Consider the following 23,962-nt stretch of genomic DNA (forward strand, 5'->3'; position numbering starts at 1 on the left):
AACCTCCATTCTTTTTAATCCAATTGTGCCAGTTTCTTACGATAGATCTGCTCGTTATCTTCTAGGTCAAGCTGGATTTTCTTTCGTTGATGGCGCAATTCCGTCGACAGTTCCTCTTCTAAACGAGAAATCATGATACGTCCATAGTCAAAAGCCTCTTGTGGTTCAGAAAAAGTTTGCAAAATCAATCGGAGATCTTTATAAGTCGCTTCCGCTAGCTCATGGACTTTTCTTTCTGTTGCAATCATTGCTTCTTCTTGCTCTGATAACCCTCGTTTCGTTGCTTGATATGTTTCATAAAGCTGTATTTCCTGACTCAATTTTCCTCTCCTCCTTTTATACCCCAAACAATTGATTCGCTAATTCTTTGTCACGTGTCACCATTTCATTGATTTTTCGGGTGATTTCATCGGCGAGCGTTTGAAACTGTTCCGACATCTGATCGATCTGGCGGATCTTATCTCTAAATTCTTGTGTTGGCTCATCGACAATCTCCCATTTTGTACAATTAACTTCGGCTAATGTTTCAATTACCTCGTTGTACGTCAAATGTGGCGTATAATTGCGTATTCTTCCCAACCAGTCATTCCATAACTCTTCCAACTCCGTGATCCCGTTTTGGTAAATCACGCGAACATTGCTCATCGCCTCATCAAATTTACTTGCTGCGGTCCGTACGACAGCTAATGCTTGGCTATCCTCTAAATAAATTTTTTCTGATTGAGAAAGTCCACCGCCACTTGCAGTCAGCTTCTGCCGTAACTCTTTTAATGTCAAGAATTCTTTGATTTGAACCTTGAGCCACTCATTTTCTTCTTTCAAACGCTTGATTTCATCTAGCGTATGCTCGCCACTGACTGCTAGTAATTTGATCATTGCTTCGTTTTCCAAAAGTGTTTGTTGCCACAAAGTTGGGGCTAACAAGATACTTCCATTACCATCGACGTATACGATGATCTGTCCATGCTTATCGATATAATTTCCCTCTTCATCTGTTCTGAATTGATCCAGCGAATGGCCAAATGTTTCCCAGCCCGAATTATCGATTCCAAAACTATTGATTGGAAGCATCCCTTTCCCACCAGTGAAAAGCCCACTCGTGACGACATCCGAAGTGTCGTAGATATTGATCAGGGTACCGTTATGATTATCGAATAAGGCTTGTGCAAGCCCTGGTCCTGCCGCGCCGTACGTCACACTATCATAACCATTGATCGCTGCGACAAAAAGTGCTTTAGCGCCACCTAATGAGTGTCCTGTCGTTGAGATCGTATAGCCATCTGATTTGGGATACTGCTTTTCAATTTCACGGGCATAGTTCAAGGCAGAAGCAAATGCACCATTTGAGTGTTTATTACTTCGACCAATTTCCTCAAGGTTAGTATGCCAATCTTTGAGCGAAGTCGTGCCAGCATAGGCAATCGTAAGGTTTTTGGTGATGACGGAGTCGGGGAAGCCAGGTACTTTTCTTAATTCATTATCACTAAGTTTTTTGAATTCATCTTTAATTTCTGCTACTACCATTGCCTGCGTACTATTTTTCTTTGGCTTAGATTCATTGCCGATTTTGTCTTTATTGGTATCTATGGTATTTATAACTAAATAATCTTGTTTTTCTCCAATTTTAGTGTTCATTTCAATTTCTCCATGCTCAACTTTATAAACCTCATTGGAAAAATCTCTATTTTGATCCATAATTATAAACCTCCGTAATAATATTCAATTATTTCAGTAGGTGTTTCTATTCCATTAGGAAATTCTCTTACTTCTATAAAATACTTGTCTTCAGTTTTTTTTCTACCTATATCGACATTGTAGCGCCATTTATTTGTTTCTGCGGATTTTACTCCCAAAGTTGCGATATGCTTGTTAGAATTATTCAAATTAAAATGTACTTCTAAAAAATTCATCGGACTAATCGAATACCCAGTAAATTCTATTTTGTTTATATCTATATATTTCCTAACACTTACAACTTTTTCTACATATTCTTCTGTTGTCAACTCTCCATTACTATATTGTTGTGTAAACTTATCAGTTTCCTTATCATTCGTCGTATATAACCGATAGTTATTGTACACATAATTCGCCAAATCTTTCTGTATTTCCAGCAATTCTTGAAGATCTTCTTCTCTTTTATCCATATAGATTTTTCCTCCAATTCCTCCTAAGATAAATATCACTAACACACCTAGCCAATACCGTTTCTTCATATATCCTCCTTTCAGATTTCATTAAGTTTTATATATAATCAGAATAAGCTTCTTACTCATTCTGGAAATTTTTATGTAAGATATAATTTTTTTATTGAATGCTCGGTTTTAATAGTTATGTATGGCCACGATAAAAAATTAATTATTTCAGTAGATACTTTGTCATTGTCTTTGATTGCTGCGGCAAGAAGTGTACTTTAGCTCCACCTAACGAGTGCCTAGTCGTTGAGATCGTATAGCCTTCTGATTTCGGGTACTGCTTTTCAATTTCACGGGCATAGTTCAAAGCGGAGAAAAATGCGCCATCTGGATGTTTATTACTTCGACCAATTTCCTCAAGATTTGTATGCCAATCTTTGAGCGAAGTCGTGCCAGCATAGGCAATCGTAAGGTTTTTGGTGATGACGGAGTCGGGAAAGCCATTGACTTTCTTTAGCTCTTCGATATCAAATGTCTTGTACTGATCCTTAAGTTCAGGTACAACCATTGCCTGTGTACTGTTTTTCTTTGGTTTAGATTCATTACCAATTTTGTCTTTATTGGTATCTATAGTATTTATAACAATATAGTTTTTATTTCTTTTTATCCTATCACCTACGAATAGATTACCATTTCCAACTTGATATACTTCATCTGAGAATCTTCTATTTTGATCCATTGAATTATATCCCTCCATTGTAAAATACAATCTTTATTTCGTTTAGTTGATTACGATTGGGATGTTCTAGCTCTTCTAAATAGTATTTATTACCGGGTTTACTTTTACCTGAATCGATATCATAAATCCATTTATCAGTTTCAGCAGATTTGACACCTAATGTAGCAATTTGCTTATTTGAATCTTTTATCAAAAAATGTACTTTTAAAAAATTCATTGGACTTACTGTATATCCAGTAAATTCTATTTTCTCAATATCTGTATACTCTCTGATACTCAACATTCTTTCTAAGTATTCTTCGGTTGTTATTCCTCCTTCTTTTTGGTATTCCTCCACGATTTCCTCTTGTTTCTTAGGATCTCTCTTGTAGAGCCGATAATTGTTATACACATAATTCGCCAGATCTTTCTGTATTTCCAGCAATTCTTGGCGATCTTCTTCCCTTTTATCCATATGCATTTTTCCTCCGATTCCTCCTAAAATGATTATCACTAACACACCTAGCCAATACCGTTTCTTCATATATCCTCCTTTATCTATGAATATCTGTTCCCCCATATTATTCTCTATCATAGGGTTACTCTCTTTTTTGTTATATACGTTTTTTCACTCAATTGTTTTTATGTAAAACTTCTTACTATGCCTATGTTCTTATCGCTAAGGATTGATATAGGATGTTTTTTAATGAAAAAAGACATCTAAAACAGAAGGATTTCTGCTTTAGATGTCTTGATGACTATAAGATTATTCGCTAACTGTTACGTCGCCTGTTACTGATGCGTCGTTTTCGTCAAGTTTTGCTGAATCTTGGTATTCTTGTTTTTCAAATGTTACGTTACCCTCTACTTTTGCTCCGTCTAATACAAAGCCGTTCGCTTTTACAAGTACGTCACCTTTGATTGTTCCGTGAACGATATTTGTGTTTTCTGATTCAACGATCAATGTTGGAACAGTGATTGTGTATTCAGCAGTTACGTTACGGTCATCGTCTTGTGAGTACAAAGCAATTTTGCGGTAGATGTCTGCACTTGCATCATCTTTGTCATGGAATTCGCCTGCGATAGTTACATCATTTGAGAATGTCACATCACCTGTTGCTGCAACGATCCAGTTACCGTCAGCTGACATTGCTTTTTCTAAAACAGCTGGATCATCACTGATTGAAGCTGTTGATACAACATCTGCTGAACTTTCTGTTGTACTTACTTCTGTTGTTGATGAAGCTGAACTAGAATTAGATGAATCATTGTTGTCAGCACCACAAGCTCCTAAAGCCAAAAGTGCTGTTGCTGTTAAACCTAATAAAGATAATTTTTTTGATAACATTAAATTTCTTCCTCTCTTTTTGTATTCCTATGAAATTATACCATGAAAGCGTACTTATGTGAAATAATCTTCATGAAAAGAAAAAATATTTTATATAGTAGAACATTTACGATAACATCCTCTAGTTATTCTTGTTACGCCAAGAATAAAAACAGCTAGTCAAATGTAACTAATTCCGTATTTTCAACAAAAAAGTCAAAGAATGTGTCATTTGGCATCGGATGAAAATAGGCATTGATGATTCGGATCAGTGCATTATGACAAACAAGCAAGTAGACATTATCCTCATCTTCTAAGCACTCTTTCAATAAAGGAGTGATCCGTGCATACACATCTAAAACCGATTCCCCATTTGGAAAACGTACCGCAAAATTTTGGCGTGCACGTTGAAAGTCTTCGTCTTCGCTAGGACGCCCATCATAATCCCCAAAATCCATCTCGATCAGTCGTTCATCCACTGTCATAGGTAGATTGATTTTTTTGGCTACCGCTTGTGCCGTATCTCTTGCGCGTTGCAAAGGGGAATGAATGATCTTGGTGATCGGTATTTCCAAGTTTGCCACTTTTTCAGCGAGTTTTTCTGCTTGTTGTTTCCCTTTTTCTGTTAATTCGATGTCTGCATGGCCACAAACTAAGCCTTGAGCATTCCAAGTCGTTTCGCCATGTCTAGTAATATATAACATTAGATAACTCTCCTTTATTTTATGCTCTTTCAATTTTATCATACAATTTCAGTCCAAATGGATCATCTGCTTGGAATCGACGACGTTCGATTAGCCTTAGTGATTCAAATGTGTGTTTCTCTTCTTCTCAAGTCGATTCTTTTCGTTGCGACTTTTTCTAAGAATCGCTGGTCATGGTCGACGATCAACATCGCTGGTTTGACTTTTAATAAAAGCTGCTCGATTTGTTCTTGATTGAACACGTCCAGATAATTCAATGGCTCATCCCAGATATAAAGATCTGCGGATTGTGCAAATGATTTGGCTAATTCCACTTTTTTTCTTTGCCCCATACTCATGTTTTCAATGGAGGTATGAAACACGTCTCTTTCCATTCCTAATTTACGAAGATTATTTAAAAAGAGTTCCAAGTCTAGCTGATTCTTTTGCGCAAAATCTGTTAATGTTCCGGTGTTATCTTCATAGTTTTGGCGAACATAACTGATGCTGATTGTTGCCGGACGCGTGACATCCCCCTTGGATTGACCAGTAAATTCCCCAAGTAAATACTGGATGATCGATGATTTACCACTACCATTAGGTCCAGTTATTGCCACACACTCTTGTTGCTCGATGCTAAAGCTGATAGGATCGAATAACATCTCTTCATAGCCTAATTGTAGATTTTCTACTGTCAATAAGCGTTTATGATGCGACTGATTTGGGCACATGTTCAATGAATCGATCGACTCTAGATCTTTCAATAATTTCTCTTTCTCACTAATTTGAGTTTCCATCCGATTGACGATCGCTTTTGAACGTTTCATTGTACGAGCAGCATCCGCTCCAATTGCGCCACGATTGACACGCCGTGCTTCGGTATCAATAAAGCCAACACGTTTTTTTGTTTTGTCTCCTTCTCGAGAGTTAGCCCACTCCGCTTTTTCAGCTGCGGTTTTTTTCAAACGTCCGACTTCTTTTTTGATTTTTTGGTTTTGTGCTAACTCAAATTCATCTTTTCTACGCTTTTGTTCTTCGTAGACGGAATAATTTCCTTGATAGATCACTAATTGACTTTTTTCGATGACCAAAAGATGGTCAACGACTTCATCAATAAACTGACGATCATGACTGACAACAATAAACCCTTGTTTTTTCTTATTCAGGTATTCAGCTACTTGCTGACGCCCAACCACATCTAAGTGATTTGTTGGTTCGTCAATCAGTGGAAAATGCTGCTCATCGGTAAATAAGAGAGCCAGCAATACTTTTGTTTTTTCTCCGCCGGAAAGGGAATCGTAAGGGCGCCAGAGAATTTCCGAATCTGCCTGCATCAGCATCAACTCACGCTCGATCTCCCATAACTCACCATCTGAAACTTCTAACAACACATCATAGGTTAGTCGATTCGTTTCCCTGACCTGTTGTGGAAAATAGACAAATTCTTGTTGATGGGTCACTTTTCCTTGATAAGGTAGTTTGTTTTGCAAAATAGTTAATAACGTCGTTTTGCCACGACCATTTCGACCAATCAGTCCTAATTTCCATGTGGAATCAATATTTAGGTTTGCTTGATCGAATAACAGATTGTCTTGGCTGTCATAGCCAAACGTCAATTGTTTGATTTCGATTTTAGACATTTATCTTCACCTCGTTATAAAAAAGACCAGTCCTATTTTCAGAACTGGTCAAAGAAGATGAGTACAAAAAGAGACCCACTCATTGAAAGCAGCCAATTCTGAAAATCTGCATACTATCCCCTTGAACAAACAAGGTATAGTTAAAATGCAGCTTCAACAAATTGACTTACTTTTTCAATGCGCGGATCCCTCACTTTGTCTTTATTTGCCACTAGGTTACCATAGGTGTTTTAAGACTGTCAACCAATAAATTATTGCAACAAGCCACTGATTGCCTGTGAAAGTATTCTGACGTTCTCTAGTGTTTCTTGATGATCCAATGCCTTATCAAGAGAAGTCGGGCCAGTTTGGATACTAAATACACTAGGAAGAATCGTCGTTAATTGACCTAAATCTTTTTCCCGACTCCCACAGATTGCTACAACTTTTTTGTTGTGTTTTTTTGCCAAAGAAGCCACACCATAAGGCACTTTCCCATGAATTGTCTGTTGATCAATCCGTCCTTCTCCTGTGATCACGATATCGGCTGATTTGATTTTATTCTCTAAGTCTACTAACTCAGAAACCGTCATAAATCCCGCTTTCATCGTAGCTCCGACAATGGCTAAAGCGCCTCCGATTCCACCAGCTGCGCCACTGCCAGCGAGTTTATTCAAATCAATTGCTGTGCGTTCTTTGATTTGTTCAGCGACCTTTTCTGCTTGGGCTTCCAAAAATGCTAGAGTTTCTGGTAAACCACCTTTTTGTTTCCCAAATAGTTGAGTCGCACCTTGTTTGCCAGTGTAAGGACTCGTAACATCCGCTGCGATCGTCAATCGTTGCTCGATTCGCTCTAATTGAGAGACGTCGATTGTCTCGATGGATAACAAAGGATTCCCTTCTGTCACACCATTTAGTTTCGCCCCTAATGACTGCAATAAACCCAAGCCTCCATCAGAACAACCGCTACCACCTAATGTTACGATAACTTCGTCTACTTGCTGATTCAAAGCATCTTTGATCAACTCTCCTAAACCAAAACTTGAAGCTAACCGGATCGTTTGATCTGTCGGTTCGGTCAACAAGTCCAATCCAATAACTTCCGTCGATTCAATGATGGCTAACTTACGGTTCTTTTTTTGTGTCAGTAAATAACGACATGCTTTTTTCCGAAAGAGCAAATCCGGACAAAAAAGTGTTCGCCATTCACCGCCTAAAGTAGCGTAAATCACTTCAGCAGTTCCTTCGCCACCATCAGCGATGGGTTGATTGACTGTTTGTTCCGCCTCCCCCCAGCCTTGCAATGCTGCTTGGTTGAGTTCAATAGACGATGCGCTACCTTTAAACGAATCGATTGCTGCAAGTAATTTCATTTAGAGACTCCTTTTTCTGTGATGATTGAACAACGTGTTTTTCTTTAACTATATCATATCTAACGTGCTTCAATACCGCTATATTCATAGATAGAAAATACTTCAGGATCATAATCGATAAACCGCTGTGACCAATTTTCTACATCAAAAAATTCGATGATCTCACGATCGACGGTTTGATAAGGGCTATTTAAGAATGCAGGAAGTTCATCCAAATTCCTTTCTTCCAACAAGAAAATATTTTGTGGATTGTAGAAACGATACCCGGAAATCGCTTTGTTATCAGTGACTAATTTCTTTTGGAAGAAAATCGATTCAAATGTTCGTAATGTCACACCACTTTGACCTTCTCGCAACAATTCTAAAATACCTGTCGAACCATTCGTCTTTTGCAAATATTCTGTATAGGTCAGATACCCTTCTTGATCATTTCCACGACTTGGTAAAATAAAAAAATTTGTTGAGATACCTAACTGTTCAAATGTGGCTTGATAATCATCTGCTCGTTGTTTTCTGCCGTTATCAGTTGCGCCAAAGAAGAGATCAGTCGTGACTTCAGCTTTTGGTAATTGCATCTCTTTTGAATAAAACGAACTATTGTGCTTAATCCCTAACTCTTTTGCTTCTAAAATATCAAAATGGTAAATGTCATCAATTGCTGGTTCTGCTTCTGCTTTCTTCAATAACTGAAGGTGCTCTTCTTTGAAATGGTTCCAAAAGAAGAGAATGATCTTCGCATTTGTGTACGGTCGAATGCGAGAAGCAAATACCACATCAAAACCATAATCTAAAAAAATAATTAGTTTATATTGATCGAGTTGCTGTTGGAACGATGACATAAAGGAATCATCCATCAAATCTTTTGCTGAGATGACGTCCATTGTTTGTACGTATGGGAAAAAATATAACGCCTTATTTTTCGCTATAAGCAATCGTTCGTGTTGGCTCATAGTTATCAACTCCTTATTTTTACTTACTCAAAACAAACCTATTAAGTATGGGTTTCCTCTTATAATAGCCCTGCATGAAAGGAAAAAGCGAATGAAACGCTTTCGTTTCAAGTTATTTTTTATAGAAATATAACAATAATTATCAAAACAGATAAGAGTTCTATGATTGTTTCATTAAAAATTACAAAAAAGTTTTCAGAATAGTTGTAATTGTCAGACAATTTGTTATTATAGAGAATATTATTTTATAACCTATTTGTTTTTTCAGCTATGTTTTTAGAAAAGAGGGTTTTTGATGGAAAGTACAGAACAAACAAAATTAAAAAAACAGCTAAGCTCTAGACACATCACGATGCTTGCTCTGGGTGGTGCAATTGGTGCTGGTTTATTCAAAGGAAGTGGTGAAGCAATTGGGATCGCTGGTCCTGCAGTTTTGCTTGCCTTTTTGATCGGTGGTGGTATTTTATTTATTGTTATGAGTGGTCTAGGTAAGTTAGTTTTAGACGGTGGGGATACACAACATGGATTATCTGGCTTGATTCGCCCTTATTTAGGTAATCATTCTGCGGACTTCGTCGACTGGGTCTATTATTCCATGTGGATGATCAATATCATCGCCGAGGCTGTAGCAGCAGCTTCCTTCTTACAATTATGGTTCCCGCATGTACCTGCATGGTGTTTCATCTTACTTTTAGCTATTTTAACGACTCTGATCAATCTTTATTCTGTCCGCTTGTTTGCTGAAACCGAATATTGGTTGGCTTTTGCGAAGATCAGTGTCATTATCTTGATGATTCTTTTCGGGATATATCTCGTCGGACAACAAATGTTAGGAACTGGAATTTTTCCTACATTAAGTCAATTGACTGATCACGGTGGCTTTACTCCCCATGGATTAAAAGGGGTCGTTAGTTCATTACTTGTCGTTATCTATTCATATGGCGGGTCGGAATTGATTGCAATCACCGTCAGTGAAGCGGACGATCCTAAAAAAGCCATACCAAAAGCGATAAAAGGGGTCATGGGCCGAATTGTTTCCTTCTATATTATTCCGCTTTTCTTATTGCTGATTCTTTTCCCTTGGAACACTTTAGCTGGTTCTGCAGTTAGCCCGTTCGTCTTGGTGTTTGAACAGATGAATATCCCTTTTGCTAGTGATATCGTGAACTTCGTCATTGTCTTGGCACTCTTTTCATCGATCAATTCTGGCGTTTATGCTTCTTCCCGTCTATTGTTTTTCCGTTTGAAAGACAAAAAAGGCACCGCCAAGAAACTGGCAAAGTTGAACAAACATTATGTGCCACAACGTGCTGTATTATTTTGTACCAGCGTGCTATATCTAGGTGTCATTCTTTCCTATTTCGTAGGTGACAAACTTTTTGGTTACTTAGCCGGTTCCCTTTCTTATACGGTACTCGTGATTTGGCTAATGATCAGCGCTGCCGCTTTTCGTTTAGCATTGAAGAAAGGCACTTGGCAAGCCAAAAGCTTTAATTTATTTGCTTTGATCGCGTTAAGCTTGATCTTGATTGGGATACTCATGACAAATTCAATTGGTGTAACGGTCTTGACAGCTTTGTTATATGCGGTGATTTTCTTTAGCTATCAAAAGAAAAAAGATGTCTTTGCGATAAAAAATGAGCCTTTTTCTTCGATTTGATTGATGATAAAGATAGATAACTAAAACTTCCCCATGAACCAGCTAGAAAATACGAGATCACTTGATAGATCTTTGAGCTTTCTAGCTGGTTTTTATTAGTCTTTTTAGAGAATTTTGAGCCTGGATGACCCATTCGTCAAAAAAGATCACCCTCATTTTTTGCAACGATACTTGAATAGTTGTTGTTTCACTTCATCGATACGTTCAATTGATGAGTCAAACCCTTGATTATCCAAAAAAAATAGTCCCCCGCTGATCGGGTGACTATTTATTTGAGTTTATATCGTTTCCTTCGCAACGTTCAATTGTTCCTGCTTTTCTTTATTTTTTGCAATACCTAAACCAGTAATGGCACTGACCATCGAAAAGACGGGAGAAAGCAAACTAAAGAATACAAATGGTAAGTAGGTCATCGTTGGTATCCCAAACGTGCTGGCAACAAAACTACCGGCAATCCCCCAAGGAATAAGGTAATTGATGACTGTCCCTCCATCTTCTAAAGTACGACTCAAAACAGTTGGATCAAGTCCTGCTTTTTTGTATGTTTCTTTGAACGCATTTCCGGGTAAGATCACAGATAAGAACTGTTCACCGATAAACAGATTGACGCCAATACTTGTCATCAGTGTCGTAAAAATCAGTTTAGGTGTCGTCGTCATTTTCTTCGATACCACTTCCATAACTGTAGAGATCAACTCAAATTCGATCAATAAACCACCTAATGAAAGCGTCAGAATAATCAAGGAAACTGTAGGCATCATACTTTCGATCCCACCGCGGCTAAGTAACGCATCGATTTGCGCGTTTCCTGTTTCAGATAGAAAACCAGATTCGAGGACTGTCGCTAGTCCTGAGAAGGAAGTGCTTGGATCTTGGATAAATATCATTCCAACTGCTACGGCAATATTCAACAGGATCGTTAAGATCGCTGGAACTTTTTTCCAAGCACAAACCAGCATCAAGAATAAAGGTATTAGAGACCAGATTGAAATCGTAAAGTTGTTTTCTAAAATGGTTGTTACATTTTGGATTTCTGTCAAGCTAGCACCTTTATCTGTATGTCCTAAAAATGCAAACAAAATCAAAGAAACAATAAATGCCGGAAGTGTTGACCACATCATATGTTTGATATGTTTGAATAGATCAGCATCAACAATTGCTGCTGCCAGATTTGTCGATTCAGATAATGGCGACATCTTATCTCCAAAAACTGCTCCAGAAACAATGGCACCGACAACTAATGCAGGATTCAATCCCAACGTTGTGCCGATACCGAAAAAGGCGATACCGATCGTTGACATGACGGTAAAGGCGCTACCGACTGCACTGCCGACGATGGCACACACAACAAAAACTGAAGGCACAAACCACGGGACACTAATAATTTTAAAACCATAAACCATCAACGTTGGGATGATGCCCGCTTGGATCCAGACCGCAATCAATGCGCCGACTAAAATAAAGATAAAGATCGGGATGATCCCCGGTTTGAGGCCATTGATGATTCCTTCATGTAATCGATCGGTTGGCTGTTTCTTCACTACTGCGTAGACCATGACCATACCAATAGCAATCAAAATCGCGATATTCGGTGAAATCTTAAAGCCAACTACTCCGGCTGCTATCGTTGCAACGATAATTATTAATACACTCACTGCTTCTATAAAACTAGGTTTTTTTATTTTTTCCATATCCATTCTCCTTTTTTAAGTTTGTTACGTCTTAAAAAAGCTTCGATATCGAATGACTCCGCCACAATTCATCTGTGTTTCCTCCCTAAAAAGACAAAAAGATCTGTTTTCAACTAAGGACGAATTTCTCCGCGGTACCACCTTAATTAAAAACAGATCTGTTTTTCACTTTGATTTGAATGATTTAATTGTTAAAACTTTTCCTGTAATTCATAGAACTGGCTTGGTCGGTTCGCAGCAACCACCGACTTTCTGAACAAAACACCAAAACTACTACTGGGTGAAAAGTGAACTTTCATGAAGTTTACCTGCATCTGTCCAGTTTGTCAATCTAAATGTATTTTTTCTGAAAACAAATGTTTTGATTTATCACGATCTAATCCTTTCACCCATCCATCATCTCCCGTTATTTTTTTGCAAGGATTGCTTGATGCTCCTGCTTTATTTTATCTAGAAGTTCTGGTTTTTCAAATAGATCTAAGGCAGTATTTGCCAATAGTTCAGCAGCAATTGCAATCGAAGCTAGTCCTTTTTCACTGCGAGCAGCTGCTTTAAATTCTTCAGAATGACCGGCAATATATTCATCAGAAATCGAGACGGTTGGTTGGATCGTCGGAATCACATGACTCACGTTACCAACATCAGAAGAGCCTAGACTTGTTTGTTCTTTTGTTTCGATTTCTTCATCAGGTACACCTGCTACATCCGCATGGCGGAAGAACAGCGCATCAAATGAAGGCGTCACGATCACATCATCAACCGAATTTTGGAACAACCCAAATTCATAACTTGTTCCCGTACTCAAAGCCGCACCTTTCACGATATTTTCGACTTTTTGATACACCGCATTCAATGTCTGGCGATTTTTTGCTCGCAAGTAAAATCGACCCGCCGCATATTCAGGAATCACATTCGCAGCGACCCCACCATCCGTAATGATGCCATGGATATTAACGTCTTTTGGCAATTGCAGGCGCAACGCATTGATTCCATTAAACACTTGAAGCAACGCTTCTAAGGCATTCACTCCTTTTTCTGGTGCGGCGGCTGCATGGGAAGCAACACCATGGAACTTGATGTCCACCGGATCGTTCGCTAATGATTCTGTCGTTTTGCCGTAACGGTATGCGGGATGGACACAAAGGGCAGCATCCACATCTTCAAAAAAGCCTTCCCGTACAAAACTTCCTTTAGCTGATCCGTTTTCGCCTCCCTCTTCGCCAGGTGTGCCATATACCCGGATTTCTCCACCGATTTCAGCAATTCGTTCGCGCAAGACACTGGCAGCTAAGACAGAATACGTACCAAACAAGTTATGTCCACAAGCATGACCGATTCCTGGTAAAGCGTCAAATTCTGCTAAAAAAGCAATCGTTGGTCCTGATTTTCCTGAAGCGTAACGAGCATCAAATCCTGTTCGATGACCAGCTACATCTTTTGTCACAGAAAATCCTTCTTTTTCTAATTGTTTGATCAAGGCATCTGACGAATAAAACTCATAGTTACTGACCTCTGGATGATCATGGATATCTAGTGCTAGTTCTTGATATTCAGCCAATCGTTGGTGGATTGCTTCCTTAAAAGAATGTGTTGTTAAAGTAGATGTTGTCATATTGGCTTCCTCCATTTTGCTTTTTATTTTTTACCAAATGTTTCCCAAGCAGGTACGCTTGATCCTTTTGATGTTTCTTCGATCACTTTTGCTGTTTCTTCCGTTTGATAAGTGTCAACGATCTTTTGATAGATTTCGTTATTTTCATCTTCTTTTCTTGCTACAATGATGTTGACATATGGTCTGGCACTGTCATCGACAGGTTCTAAAAAGATCGCATCACTCGTTGGGTTCAATCCTGCATCAACTGCGACACCACTATTGATCACTGAAAGATCCACGTCATTCAATGCACGAGCTGTCTGTGAGGCATCCAGTTCAGAAATGTCTAGGTTCTTTGTATTTTCAGTAATATCTGAAGTAGTCGGTGTTTGATCTTTCGCTGGATCGACTTTGATCAAACCAGCTGTTTGTAGCAATAGCAATGCCCGTCCGCCGTTTGTGACGTCGTTAGGAATCGCTACTTTTGCGCCATCCTTGATATCATCAATGGATTGGATCGTATTGGAATAGATTCCTAAAGGTGCATTCACTGTGTTTCCGATCGAGACTAGATCCGTTCCGTGTTCCGTATTGTAATTGTCTAAAAAGAATTGATGCTGAAAAGCATTGAGGTCGATCGAGCCATCCGCTAATGCAGCATTCGGTTGATTATAGTCGGTAAATTTCACGTATTCTAAGTCAATGTCTTCTTTTGCTAAACGTGCTTTGACATCATCCCAAACGTCAGTGTCCTCTCCAATGATCCCAAGTTTTACTGTCGTTTGTTTGTTTGTGTCTGTTTCGGCATTTCCTTGGCTACAGCCAGCCAACCAAATAAGTGCAACAAAAGCGAGTACTGTATAACGAATGATTTTTTTCATGATGATTCCTCCAGTTTAATGTGATATTTTTTTGATCAATAAGTTGCTGATCCATTGACTTAAGAAAACAAGGATCAAGATCAACAAAGTGGCGACGATAGTCACGTCTGTTTGAAAACGATTGTACCCACGAGAGATCGCTAGGTTTCCTAATCCTCCTGCGCCAACCGCTCCTGCCATGGCAGTCAAGCCAATGACATTGATGATCGTCAATGCAGAGACACGAATGATCCCTGGCAATCCTTCGATCAAATAGACTCTAAAAACGATCCCTAATGGACTGGTTCCCATTGATTCGGCCGCTTCAATCACTCCAGGATCTACTTCTAACAACGCATTTTCTACTTGTCGAGCGAAAAATGGCACAACGCCAAAGATCAAAGGGACTAAAGCAGCTTTCGCACCAATCGTAGTACCAACTAAAAAGCGAGTCGTCAATGCCAGTAAAGAAAGTAAAATGATAAAGGGAATCGAGCGGACAACATTGATGACTTTGTCTAGCACTTCATAAAGTAAGCGATTTTCAAGCAATCCTTGGGGCCGTGTCACAACCAATATGATCCCAAAACCGAGACCGATTGCACCTCCGATCAACGCGGTCCAAAAAGACATATACAACGTTTGCTTCGTCGCTTCAATAAATTCATCAGGTATCGAATAGACATTGGGTAAATAGGTTTCTAAGAAATGGGTCATATCAGCGTCCTCCTTGAATCACTTTCATTTCCTTACTTGCTCCATTTTTTTGTAAAATCGTTGCTTGTACACCGGATTCAATGAGATAAGCCAAGGCTTTTTCTCGTTGATGGATCTCTCCTGATAAAGTAACGATCAATCGTCCTAATGGGGTTTCTTGCAATAGTTCTACATTGCCGTATAAAATATTCGCACTCACTTGGTATTTGCTATAAAGTTGTGCGATCAACGGTTCATTTGTTTGTGTGCCCACATAACTCAATTCCACTAACCATTTATTGGTCAACTGATCTGCAAAAGCACGATGCGAGCGAATCGTTTCTAATGCTTGGTCAACGTGGGTGGCTGTTCGGATAAACTCTTGCGTCAAAACTTCTTTTGGTGCACTGAAAATCTGAACGCTACTTCCCTGTTCGATTACTTCCCCGTTTTCCATCACGGCTACTTTGTTGCAAATTTCTTTAACGACTTGCATCTCGTGTGTGATCAAAACGATCGTCAACCCTAATTGTTGGTTCAATTTTTTCAACAAAGCTAAAATCTGATGAGTCGTTTTTGGATCTAAGGCACTCGTTGCTTCATCACAAAGTAACACTTGCGGATCACTAGCTAATGCACGAGCGATAGCAACTCTTTGCTTTTGTCCTCCTGAAAGTTGTTTTGGATAAGCAGTTGCTTTTTCTTCTAACCCGACTAATGTTAGAAGCTCATTGACTTTTTGACGACGCTCCTGTTTCGATTTTTTCGTATATTTCAACGAGAAATCGACGTTGTCAAAAATCGTGCGACTTTCCATTAGGTGAAAATGTTGAAAAATCATCCCAATCGATTTTCGTTCTTTCCGTAATTCTTTCGGGGATAGTTTCCCTAACTCTGTTCCATTGATGATGACTTTGCCACTTGTTGGTTTTTGTAACAGGTTCATGACACGAACCAACGTACTTTTCCCAGCACCTGAATAACCTACGATACCGTAAACATCCCCTTTAGCAATCGAAAGATCCACCTGTTTCACTGCCTGGATCGTCTTTTCTTTTTGTTGGAAAGAAACATTTATTGCTTGTAATTCAATCATTTTTACTCCTCCTTCGGTTTGACGATAAAAAAAGGCATCCTCAAGAAAATGACTCATCACTTTCTTGAGGACGCCTTTTTGCGTGTTACCACCTCATGTTCAAGTTACACTTACATGTAACTCCTCTTCGAGTACAAACATACTCTAGCAAGCTAACGGTTGCGACCGTCACCATCTCACAATTTTGCTCGGGGTGAATTGCTCAATAGCCATTTTCCAAATATGCCGCCTTGCTTCTTCTCAGCTACCGAAGCTCTCTGTTAAAGGTTTATGTATTTGTACTTACTATTTCAACGCAAAAAATATAAAAAAAATCCTTTTATCAGCATAAATCTACTGATAAAAGGACGACGTATCGTGGTACCACCTTTATTCGGAAGTTTCCTTCCCTCAATCCAACATCTCTTGACGAGAGATTGGTTGTCCGTTTTAACGGTCAGACATTTCCGAACTTGCCTACTTATCGACAAGTTATCCTCCAAGGCCATTTTTCAACTTTTCTTACTTGACTCTTTCCACCAACCAGAGCCTCTCTTTGAAGTTTCCAAGTTTACTTTCCTTATCAACGAATCCATATTTTGTTGTTGAGAACACTTTATCTAACTGAAAACAAAAAGTCAAGCAAGAAATTTAAAAAAATAAGCACTCAGTCGATTGATCAATAAAAAAATCGTTGGTGGCACTGGATTTCCAGCCGCTTATTTTTTTCCTTTTTCTTTTTCTAACATCTCCAACACGATCAAAAGATCGGTACCTTCCGCTAAGATCGATAAATCTGCTTTTTCCCTTTCGGTATAAGCCCGATCAAAGCTTGAATCTGGAATCAAAACAACACCCATTCCTGCTCGTGATGCGGCGGTCGCACCAACCAAAGAATCTTCCACTGCAAAGGCTTCTGACGCTGTCAATCCCGACCGCTCTAGCGCAGTTAGATAAGGAATTGGTGAAGGTTTATTTTCAGACACTTCATCCCCAAAAGTATATGTATGGAAATAAGGCTTCAAAGAAAATTGATCCAAGATATTGGTTGCTCGTTTTGTGACCGTCGTCGTTGCTAGACCAAGAATGAGTTTTTGGTCGTTCAATTCTTTCAACACTTCTTTGGCATGAGGTTTCAATTGGATAGCGCCACTATGCAGTTGTTGGTAAAAATATTCTTCGCGTTTTTCACGAACCTTTTGTACCATCTCCGCTGTTCCCGCCATTTTGATCAACAAATCATAGCTTTGTTTCCAATTTTTCCCACCCCATGTATCAACGATTTCTTGAGGTATTTCGATATCAAATTGCTTGAATCCCCATAGCCAACCGTCACGATAAGTTCTTTCTGTATCAACTAATAGTCCATCTAAATCAAATATTGCACCCTTCATATCCACTGATCCTTTCAAAAAAACAATATCTGTAGTGTATCATGTTTTTTCATTCAAACCAATGGGATCTCAAGCATTTTTGTTATGAGTGATAATTACACTCACCCTCCGCACTCAATTATTTGGATTCATTTTAGTTATTTTATTTCTACGAATCTTTAATAATTGATTCGTAAAATTGGCCCAATCGACCGCCCTTGGAGGAACTAACCAAATGATTTGGAACAAGTCTCCAAAAGAACAGATTTCCTTATCTGTCAAGAGTAGATCTGTTTCATCATCTGCCTTCGTTTGGTAGATGATATTCAAGTCTGAGATTTTCTGGATATTATTTTTGATCAACGCATTAAATTGTGGTCCAAAGGAAAAATCAATACAAATACGGAGCGGTTTCAATTGCTGATCGATGGGTAATATATCCATCATCACTAGCACATAATGAAAAAATAAAAATTCTTTTGCGAGCCAAATTTGCTTGTTCTTTTTTTGTTTTTGGATGTAATCTCTGCAAAACAAAAAGTATTCCGGATACATTTCATAAAAATAAGTGACATCCAGGTTGTTATTGTCATCAATATTTTCTTCTTTGAAATATTTGATCTTCAAATGCAAGACTGTCAGCTGTCTCCTGATTTCTTTTAGCTGATTCTCTGAGAGAATGAATGCTTGCCCAAGTTCTTCAAGAAACAAGTCATTCAACGCGATTACTTCCTTTAGCGTCACTTCCTCAATAAGTTCCGGCTCATTGATTGCTCCTTCGACAACAAGATAAGCAAAGATCTGTTGCGCTTCGTTATATAGCTCTTTTTCCGTATCGATTTTTGCCTCTTTTTCAAGCCAGGAAAATATGCTTCGAAAGAAATCATTTGTTTGTAACATTTTTTTATTGAATGTCAATTGACTTTTTTTATTCTCGGACATTCGCCAACCTTGCTTTATTCGAATCAAGCTGACTGAAAGAAAATGTTGGAGTTTTGTTTCACTAAAACCTGTAAATGAAGCAGCGAATTTCGGTTCAAGGAATCGAATCAATTCTTCTACTTGCTCTGTGATTTCTGTTGGATAAACCGAATAAGCCCGTCCGTATAATTTGGTGAAATAAAACGTCACCAATCCACGTACAGAGCCTTCTTCCCCACTTAGTAAGAATTTTTTTGTGACTGTCAGTTCTTTATCTGCTAATCTCGTACGCATGTCTTTCAGCTTTTGGTAAACGAGGGGATGACTGATATAATTTTTGATCGCATAATCATTGACAGATTCGAACGTTTCAAAAAATATTTCTTGTAACATTAAAAAACCAAAGGAATGGCGGACATACATTTCACCTAAAATCGTCGAATTCCCTCGACCACTCTCAATCAGTCGGACGTTATTTCCTTCGAAAAACAGTTGAAATTCATCCGTTAGCCCATAGTCCACAAAATCATGTGACAATTCTTCCATTGACTTATTCAGCAAAAAATAAGAGATATCCAATTCTTCCACCACTTTTTCATGATTTTCAATTAAAAGTGGCTTTGCTTCCAAATAACGTAGCAACTCTAACTTTCGTTGCGCTGGCTTATCTAAAAATAGTTTGAACATTTTGATTTCCTCTACCTTCTGGTTTTTCTCCATAGAGTATCGTACCTGAAAATAAGTAGCTCATTGCTGCCATCTGACTATTATCTGAACTAGCAGAACCAGAACCACTCGACTGTGGCAACATCACTTGGCTATGAGAGTGATCATCAGAAAAAAATTGATCATCTAAGGTTATTTTACGTGATGTACTAGCAATCTGGCTAATAATATCGCCCTGATTATCCAATGATTTGGGTTTGCTTGGTTGCTTTTTTTTAGGCATTGAAGAATCTTGATAAGGTAATTTGGCTTGTGCTTGTTCTTCAACTTCCTGCTTTTCGTTATTTATGATTGCAGTATCTTGTGATTGTTCGGTGTGTCCAACCTCTGCTTCTTTCTCATCCGTTACTGGTCGTTGGGGAGTAACTGGTTGAATTTGGATTTCTTCTGTTGGATTCAACGGATCATAAATGATCGTTTCTGCATATATATAGATGGAGGATTCAAAATAGACTGCAGCGAACAGAAGTGTTCCTAATATAGCGATTTTTTGTCTTTTCACTTTTCTCCCCCTTTTTTGATTAGACATTTTAAGTAAGTGAAACCCTACGTTTCCAAGCAAAAATTGTCTGACTGATCTTATTTATTTGATCAGTCAGACGTTGTTTTATCAGGGGTTGATATTATTTATTTTCAGATTCGTCTTCATCTTTTTGTTTTTTTCTTTTCCAAAAAATAAGTAGAAATAAAAGAATCAATAATAATAGGATACCGAATAATAGATACATCCACGTATTGTCTTGTTCAATCGTCACATCTTTTTCGTTTAATTCCCTAGCAACTTCACCTTTGATTTCAAAGTCTTTTTCAAATTCCCATTTATATTTATAGATTTCTTCAGAGCCACTAGAAGTTTTAACTTTGTATTCCCCATCTGCAGCTTTTTCACCGTAAGCAGTCATCTTCATCGTATACTTCCCTGCTTCCAACTTTTCACCGTTCAAAGAAATGGGGTAAGCAAAGTGAGAATTAGGGGCCATTTGCATACTTTCCGTTTGGCTGTCGTAGAGCACTTCAGCTGATCCTTTTTTCGTGATCGTTGTTGCTACGTTCAATTGATTCAAGTAAACCGCTTGAGGATTTTGCAAATGTACATTGATCACATTTCTCGCGTTGACTTGTGCCGGTTCCACTTTCGTTGCTTTGAGATCAGGCTTGATAGTTGTCATATTTTGACGGATCAATAATGCAACTACGTAAGAGTACTCATTTTTGATGGCTAAGCCTTTATCTTCTGAAGAAGAGTCCTGGGTGTCATCCGTTTTTTCTTTAAAAGTGATCCCACCTGCCATGACGCCATCAAATTTTTCTGCTGGCATAGTGACTGTGATTGGCACTGTCACTTCCGCATGTTTTGGTAACGTCACTTCTGGCTCTGCTTTCGCATAATCTTTTAAATTGTAAACCAAACTATTATCGGGTTCAATTTTATTTTCACCATACTCCACCACACCATTCAAATTAGTTGTTGCACTGTTGATCGTGGTTTCGATCGTGATGTCGTTGTCTGTGTCATTGCGTAATTGGACTTCGATTGTTTGCTGTTTGTCCGGTTCCATTAATAAATCGAAATATGTTTTTTGTTTATCGATTTGATTTTCGGGAATGACTGGGGTAACCGCAAAATTAAATTCTGATGCAAAAGTTGATTGGACTGGAACCATACTTAGCATCGCAACAATGAGGCTGACAATAAGGATAAATCTTTTTTTCATAATATTTTTAACTCCCTGATAAATTAGATGTTGGCAAGGCTATGACAGAAGCGTTCTATCCCTTCAAAGGTAACCAATATCACTGCGTTGCACCAATTTTTTTGAGGTCAAGACAAAAAGTTCTTTCACTCTTGCCTTAACCAGATTGTTTTATATTAGTTTCCTGGGGCATCTGTTAACGTCCAAGTGAACGTTGTTTGGTAAGCTTTTGCGTATTTTGTCGTTGAGCCTGGTACTTCTAATGCAATACTATTTTTCGCAGTATCCACTGAATTTCCCCAATCCATCAAATACGTTCCAGCACCTTCACCATTTTTCGCACTCATCACTAATGATTCACTACCACTTGGATCTAAGCTGAAAGTTGCAACGCCTGTTGGTTTTGCTGATTGTGAACCAGTCACGACATTACCATTTGATAATGTGATTTTTGCACCTGTCAATTCTTGGTCTTCCGCTGTTTTGAATTGTGCATTTTGTTTTACTTTCAATGTCCAACCTGTTTCAGTTCCGCGGTTGTCAGATACTTGAACAAAGTTTGGTCCTTCTTTTTCAACATCACTTGCATCTTTATATTTTTGTGCTGCAGCATAGTATGTTTGCGTTTTTGACGTGATTTTTTGTTCACCGAAGACTAGACTTGAAGCAAAGTCGATCGATAATGGACCATTTGTACCTGGATTTGGCTTACCATCAGGATTTGTTGGATCAACTGGCGTTACTGGTTGTTCTGGATCAAGTGGATCAACTGGATCAGTCGTCTCTGTATTCGGTACATAATTGATCACACCGTTTGAAGTATATTCCCCACCATCAGCTGCCGCTACGCTAACTGTGCTGAATACTCCGCCTAATAACATTGTTGATAATAAGATCATTTGTGATTTTTTCATTTTTATTTTCTCCATTCTTAATTTCCTGGTGTATCGGATAGATTCCAAGTTAATATTGTTGAATACGTAACTGCATCTTTCGGTGTTTTACCTGGGATGGTCAATGAAACACTTTTCGTAACCACTGAGGATACGTCTTTATTTTTTTGGTCTTTCATTGTGATTGTCTCCACTTTGTCACCCCATGCTTCGATCCATGTGCCAGAACCTGCATCTTGTCCAGCACTTAGAACAATCGATTCTGCACCGTTTGGATCTAAGCTGATTTCAGTGGTCGCAGTCGGTGCAGCCACACCTTCTGCATTTGATTTGACTACCGGATCTTGCAATTTTATTACCGCGCCAGTCAACGTTTTGTTTAATGTGTCATCGTTCTTAAATTGACCGTTTTGACATACTTTCAATGTCCAACCAGCATTATTGCCTCGGTGATCAGATACTTGGACATAATCTGGCGTAACTAGATCCGAAAATGTGCCATCGTCATTTACATAAGTCTGTGCTTTAGCATAATAGGTTTCTGTTTTATTCGATATCTTATTCATGCCGAAATCAAAACTTGAAGCAAAGTCGATTGATAGTGGTCCTTTTGTTCCTGGTTCTGGGTCCGTTCCATCTGGATTAGTTGGATGAACCGGTTTATCTGGATCAGGGTCAATTGGATTGACTGGATCGGTTGGTTCCGTATCAGGTATAAAATTGACCGTACCATTACTTGTATACTTGGCTTGATCGACGGCTTGGACGGTCCCCGTTACTCCTGTCAAAAGACTAATGATCATTAAACCACTTACTGTTTTTTTCATACGATCCCCCAAAGTGATTCCTTTTTCACATGTTTCTTTTATGGCGCTGGAGTAGATTTTAGGCTCCATGTCAATGTGGTGCTATACTCTTTCGCTAATTTGACCGTTTTACCTGGCACGTTAAGTTTTACAGCAGTTGCGCCTTCTGTTGCATCTGTACCAAATTTGTAGATCCACGTTCCCATCCCTTTACCTGCATCAGCAGTCATCAAGACTGATTCATTTCCAGGAGTCAATGTATTTTGTGTCACTAGATCTGGTTTGTATTGATCATCCATGATCGATGCACTTGCACCGTTACTTAAGGATAGTACTGCACCTGATAACTCTTCTGCTGCGGCAGTTTGGAATTGCGTATCTTGCTTGACAGATAAGCTCCAACCTTCTTGTGTTCCACGTTTGTCTGTTACTTGTACATAGTTAGGTCCGTCTGTACCATTTGTGAATGTTTGGACTTGCGCATAGTAATCTTTAGTAACAGTAGTGATTTTTTGTTTACCAAATTGGAAACTTGAAGCAAAATCAATTGATAATGGTCCGTTCGTGCCTGGATTTGGCCCATTTGGATCAGTTGGATCTACTGGTACTACCGGACTTGTGGGATCAGTTGGGTCAACCGGATCTGTTGGATCGGTATCTGCTTCAAATGCGATCACACCATTTGTCTCATAGCTTGCAGTTTCATCCGCAGCAAATACTGTGCTTGTTCCTAATAATGTACTAAATAAAATAATTCCAGCTGTTAACAATGTCGTCTTTTTCATTTTTCTCTTCTTCTCCTTTTTATACCAATTATTATCAACACGATCAAAAGAAGGAAACTTCCAATGATCGTAAATTGTTTACTCCTGTATTCTCCAGTTTTTGGTAACTGTTTACTATCCCCTTGTATCGCCTCTTGCTGATCCACAGTTGTTCCATTTTTTCCAGAGGGCGTTTGATCATCTTGAGTAGAGTTGGGTAAAGTGGGGTCGCCCACTCCTTCATCAGAACTGCTACTTCCAGCTTCAGGATATTCATAGGTGCCATAAAATCCTGTGACACCCTCACTTTTAAACGATTGCTCTTCTTCTGCTAAACCAATTGGCGTTTGTGTAAAAAGAAATCCTAACAACACAAGGATCTTCCACCTTTTTTTCTTCATCTTTCT

23 protein-coding genes, 1 pseudogene and 2 other annotated features are annotated in these 23,962 nt (G+C 38.7%); of the genes and pseudogenes, 1 reads left to right on the forward strand and 23 read right to left on the reverse strand.

The genetic code is table 11. From position 1 onward, the window contains the following. Positions 1 to 14: 14 nt before the first annotated feature. The 10 genes and pseudogenes from IGJ00_RS11890 to IGJ00_RS11935 all read right to left on the reverse strand — a co-directional run bounded on the left by IGJ00_RS11890 (position 15) and on the right by IGJ00_RS11935 (position 8,802). Positions 15 to 320, reverse strand: coding sequence for a hypothetical protein (locus IGJ00_RS11890; RefSeq protein ID WP_438844455.1), 306 nt, complete (start codon positions 318 to 320; stop codon positions 15 to 17). Positions 321 to 336: 16 nt separating this feature from the next. Further along, positions 337 to 1,695, reverse strand: coding sequence for a lipase family protein (locus tag IGJ00_RS11895; protein WP_438844456.1), 1,359 nt, complete (start codon positions 1,693 to 1,695; stop codon positions 337 to 339). Positions 1,696 to 1,697: 2 nt separating this feature from the next. Further along, positions 1,698 to 2,213 (reverse strand): hypothetical protein, encoded by a 516-nt coding sequence (locus IGJ00_RS11900; protein WP_074799914.1) that lies wholly within the window; start codon positions 2,211 to 2,213, stop codon positions 1,698 to 1,700. Positions 2,214 to 2,397: 184 nt separating this feature from the next. Beyond that, positions 2,398 to 2,871: pseudogene (locus IGJ00_RS11905) on the reverse strand (triacylglycerol lipase); the annotation flags it as partial. 4 nt (positions 2,872 to 2,875) lie between these two features. Further along, the gene (locus IGJ00_RS11910; RefSeq protein WP_438844457.1) at positions 2,876 to 3,445 is read right to left on the reverse strand and encodes a hypothetical protein; all 570 of its coding nucleotides are present in this window, start codon (positions 3,443 to 3,445) and stop codon (positions 2,876 to 2,878) included. Between the two features lie 171 nt (positions 3,446 to 3,616). Beyond that, positions 3,617 to 4,198 (reverse strand): polymer-forming cytoskeletal protein, encoded by a 582-nt coding sequence (locus IGJ00_RS11915; protein WP_019723609.1) that lies wholly within the window; start codon positions 4,196 to 4,198, stop codon positions 3,617 to 3,619. Positions 4,199 to 4,353: 155 nt separating this feature from the next. Beyond that, the gene (locus IGJ00_RS11920; RefSeq protein ID WP_115358120.1) at positions 4,354 to 4,881 is read right to left on the reverse strand and encodes a histidine phosphatase family protein; all 528 of its coding nucleotides are present in this window, start codon (positions 4,879 to 4,881) and stop codon (positions 4,354 to 4,356) included. Between the two features lie 104 nt (positions 4,882 to 4,985). Further along, positions 4,986 to 6,500 carry an Lsa family ABC-F type ribosomal protection protein gene (locus tag IGJ00_RS11925; protein WP_438844458.1) on the reverse strand — a complete coding sequence of 505 codons (1,515 nt, stop codon included), beginning with the start codon at positions 6,498 to 6,500 and terminating at the stop codon, positions 4,986 to 4,988. Between the two features lie 251 nt (positions 6,501 to 6,751). After that, a complete protein-coding gene (locus tag IGJ00_RS11930; protein ID WP_438844459.1) occupies positions 6,752 to 7,852 on the reverse strand; it encodes a glycerate kinase family protein in 1,101 nt (366 codons plus the stop codon). 59 nt (positions 7,853 to 7,911) lie between these two features. Beyond that, positions 7,912 to 8,802 carry an oligosaccharide biosynthesis protein Alg14 gene (locus IGJ00_RS11935; protein ID WP_115358123.1) on the reverse strand — a complete coding sequence of 297 codons (891 nt, stop codon included), beginning with the start codon at positions 8,800 to 8,802 and terminating at the stop codon, positions 7,912 to 7,914. Positions 8,803 to 9,097: 295 nt separating this feature from the next. Here IGJ00_RS11935 and IGJ00_RS11940 point away from each other — a divergent pair, with 295 nt between their 5' ends. Then, positions 9,098 to 10,462: an amino acid permease gene (locus tag IGJ00_RS11940; RefSeq protein WP_071867168.1), complete on the forward strand. Its 1,365-nt coding sequence runs from the start codon at positions 9,098 to 9,100 to the stop codon at positions 10,460 to 10,462. A gap of 278 nt (positions 10,463 to 10,740) precedes the next feature. Here IGJ00_RS11940 and nhaC read toward each other — a convergent pair whose 3' ends face one another. From nhaC to IGJ00_RS12005, 13 genes are all read right to left on the reverse strand, one after another. Beyond that, complete coding sequence (gene nhaC, locus IGJ00_RS11945) at positions 10,741 to 12,153, reverse strand: Na+/H+ antiporter NhaC (protein ID WP_071867169.1); 1,413 nt, start codon at positions 12,151 to 12,153, stop codon at positions 10,741 to 10,743. A 406-nt stretch (positions 12,154 to 12,559) separates the two neighbouring features. Next, entirely contained in the window at positions 12,560 to 13,765 is a 1,206-nt protein-coding gene (locus tag IGJ00_RS11950; RefSeq protein WP_071867170.1) for a M20 family metallopeptidase, read from the reverse strand. A 23-nt stretch (positions 13,766 to 13,788) separates the two neighbouring features. After that, complete coding sequence (locus tag IGJ00_RS11955) at positions 13,789 to 14,628, reverse strand: MetQ/NlpA family ABC transporter substrate-binding protein (protein WP_071867171.1); 840 nt, start codon at positions 14,626 to 14,628, stop codon at positions 13,789 to 13,791. Positions 14,629 to 14,643: 15 nt separating this feature from the next. Further along, on the reverse strand, positions 14,644 to 15,324 hold the full coding sequence (locus IGJ00_RS11960) for a methionine ABC transporter permease (protein ID WP_071867172.1): 681 nt from the start codon (positions 15,322 to 15,324) through the stop codon (positions 14,644 to 14,646). A 1-nt stretch (position 15,325) separates the two neighbouring features. Then, positions 15,326 to 16,399 carry a methionine ABC transporter ATP-binding protein gene (locus IGJ00_RS11965; RefSeq protein ID WP_010734726.1) on the reverse strand — a complete coding sequence of 358 codons (1,074 nt, stop codon included), beginning with the start codon at positions 16,397 to 16,399 and terminating at the stop codon, positions 15,326 to 15,328. A 63-nt stretch (positions 16,400 to 16,462) separates the two neighbouring features. After that, positions 16,463 to 16,702 (reverse strand) — a binding site (T-box leader). Between the two features lie 37 nt (positions 16,703 to 16,739). Then, positions 16,740 to 16,974 (reverse strand) — a binding site (T-box leader). A gap of 123 nt (positions 16,975 to 17,097) precedes the next feature. Beyond that, entirely contained in the window at positions 17,098 to 17,772 is a 675-nt protein-coding gene (locus IGJ00_RS11970; protein WP_071867173.1) for an HAD family hydrolase, read from the reverse strand. A gap of 114 nt (positions 17,773 to 17,886) precedes the next feature. Further along, the gene (locus tag IGJ00_RS11975; protein ID WP_071867174.1) at positions 17,887 to 19,359 is read right to left on the reverse strand and encodes a helix-turn-helix domain-containing protein; all 1,473 of its coding nucleotides are present in this window, start codon (positions 19,357 to 19,359) and stop codon (positions 17,887 to 17,889) included. Continuing rightward, positions 19,337 to 19,900: a hypothetical protein gene (locus tag IGJ00_RS11980; RefSeq protein ID WP_071867175.1), complete on the reverse strand. Its 564-nt coding sequence runs from the start codon at positions 19,898 to 19,900 to the stop codon at positions 19,337 to 19,339. The genes IGJ00_RS11975 and IGJ00_RS11980 overlap by 23 nt, the downstream gene beginning before the upstream one ends. Before the next feature lie 121 nt (positions 19,901 to 20,021). Next, on the reverse strand, positions 20,022 to 21,113 hold the full coding sequence (locus IGJ00_RS11985) for a DUF916 and DUF3324 domain-containing protein (protein WP_071867176.1): 1,092 nt from the start codon (positions 21,111 to 21,113) through the stop codon (positions 20,022 to 20,024). Positions 21,114 to 21,268: 155 nt separating this feature from the next. Continuing rightward, the gene (locus IGJ00_RS11990; protein WP_019724077.1) at positions 21,269 to 22,006 is read right to left on the reverse strand and encodes a WxL domain-containing protein; all 738 of its coding nucleotides are present in this window, start codon (positions 22,004 to 22,006) and stop codon (positions 21,269 to 21,271) included. A 17-nt stretch (positions 22,007 to 22,023) separates the two neighbouring features. Beyond that, on the reverse strand, positions 22,024 to 22,812 hold the full coding sequence (locus IGJ00_RS11995) for a WxL domain-containing protein (protein ID WP_071867177.1): 789 nt from the start codon (positions 22,810 to 22,812) through the stop codon (positions 22,024 to 22,026). A gap of 38 nt (positions 22,813 to 22,850) precedes the next feature. Continuing rightward, entirely contained in the window at positions 22,851 to 23,576 is a 726-nt protein-coding gene (locus IGJ00_RS12000) for a WxL domain-containing protein (RefSeq protein WP_086335030.1), read from the reverse strand. Next, positions 23,573 to 23,956, reverse strand: coding sequence for an LPXTG cell wall anchor domain-containing protein (locus IGJ00_RS12005; RefSeq protein ID WP_430604000.1), 384 nt, complete (start codon positions 23,954 to 23,956; stop codon positions 23,573 to 23,575). Before IGJ00_RS12005 ends, IGJ00_RS12000 begins: the two co-directional genes overlap by 4 nt. Positions 23,957 to 23,962 lie beyond the last annotated feature (6 nt).

It is taken from the genome of Enterococcus sp. AZ062 (assembly GCF_051715065.1).
In the GTDB taxonomy this organism is placed as follows: Bacteria; Bacillota; Bacilli; order Lactobacillales; family Enterococcaceae; genus Enterococcus_B; species Enterococcus_B mundtii.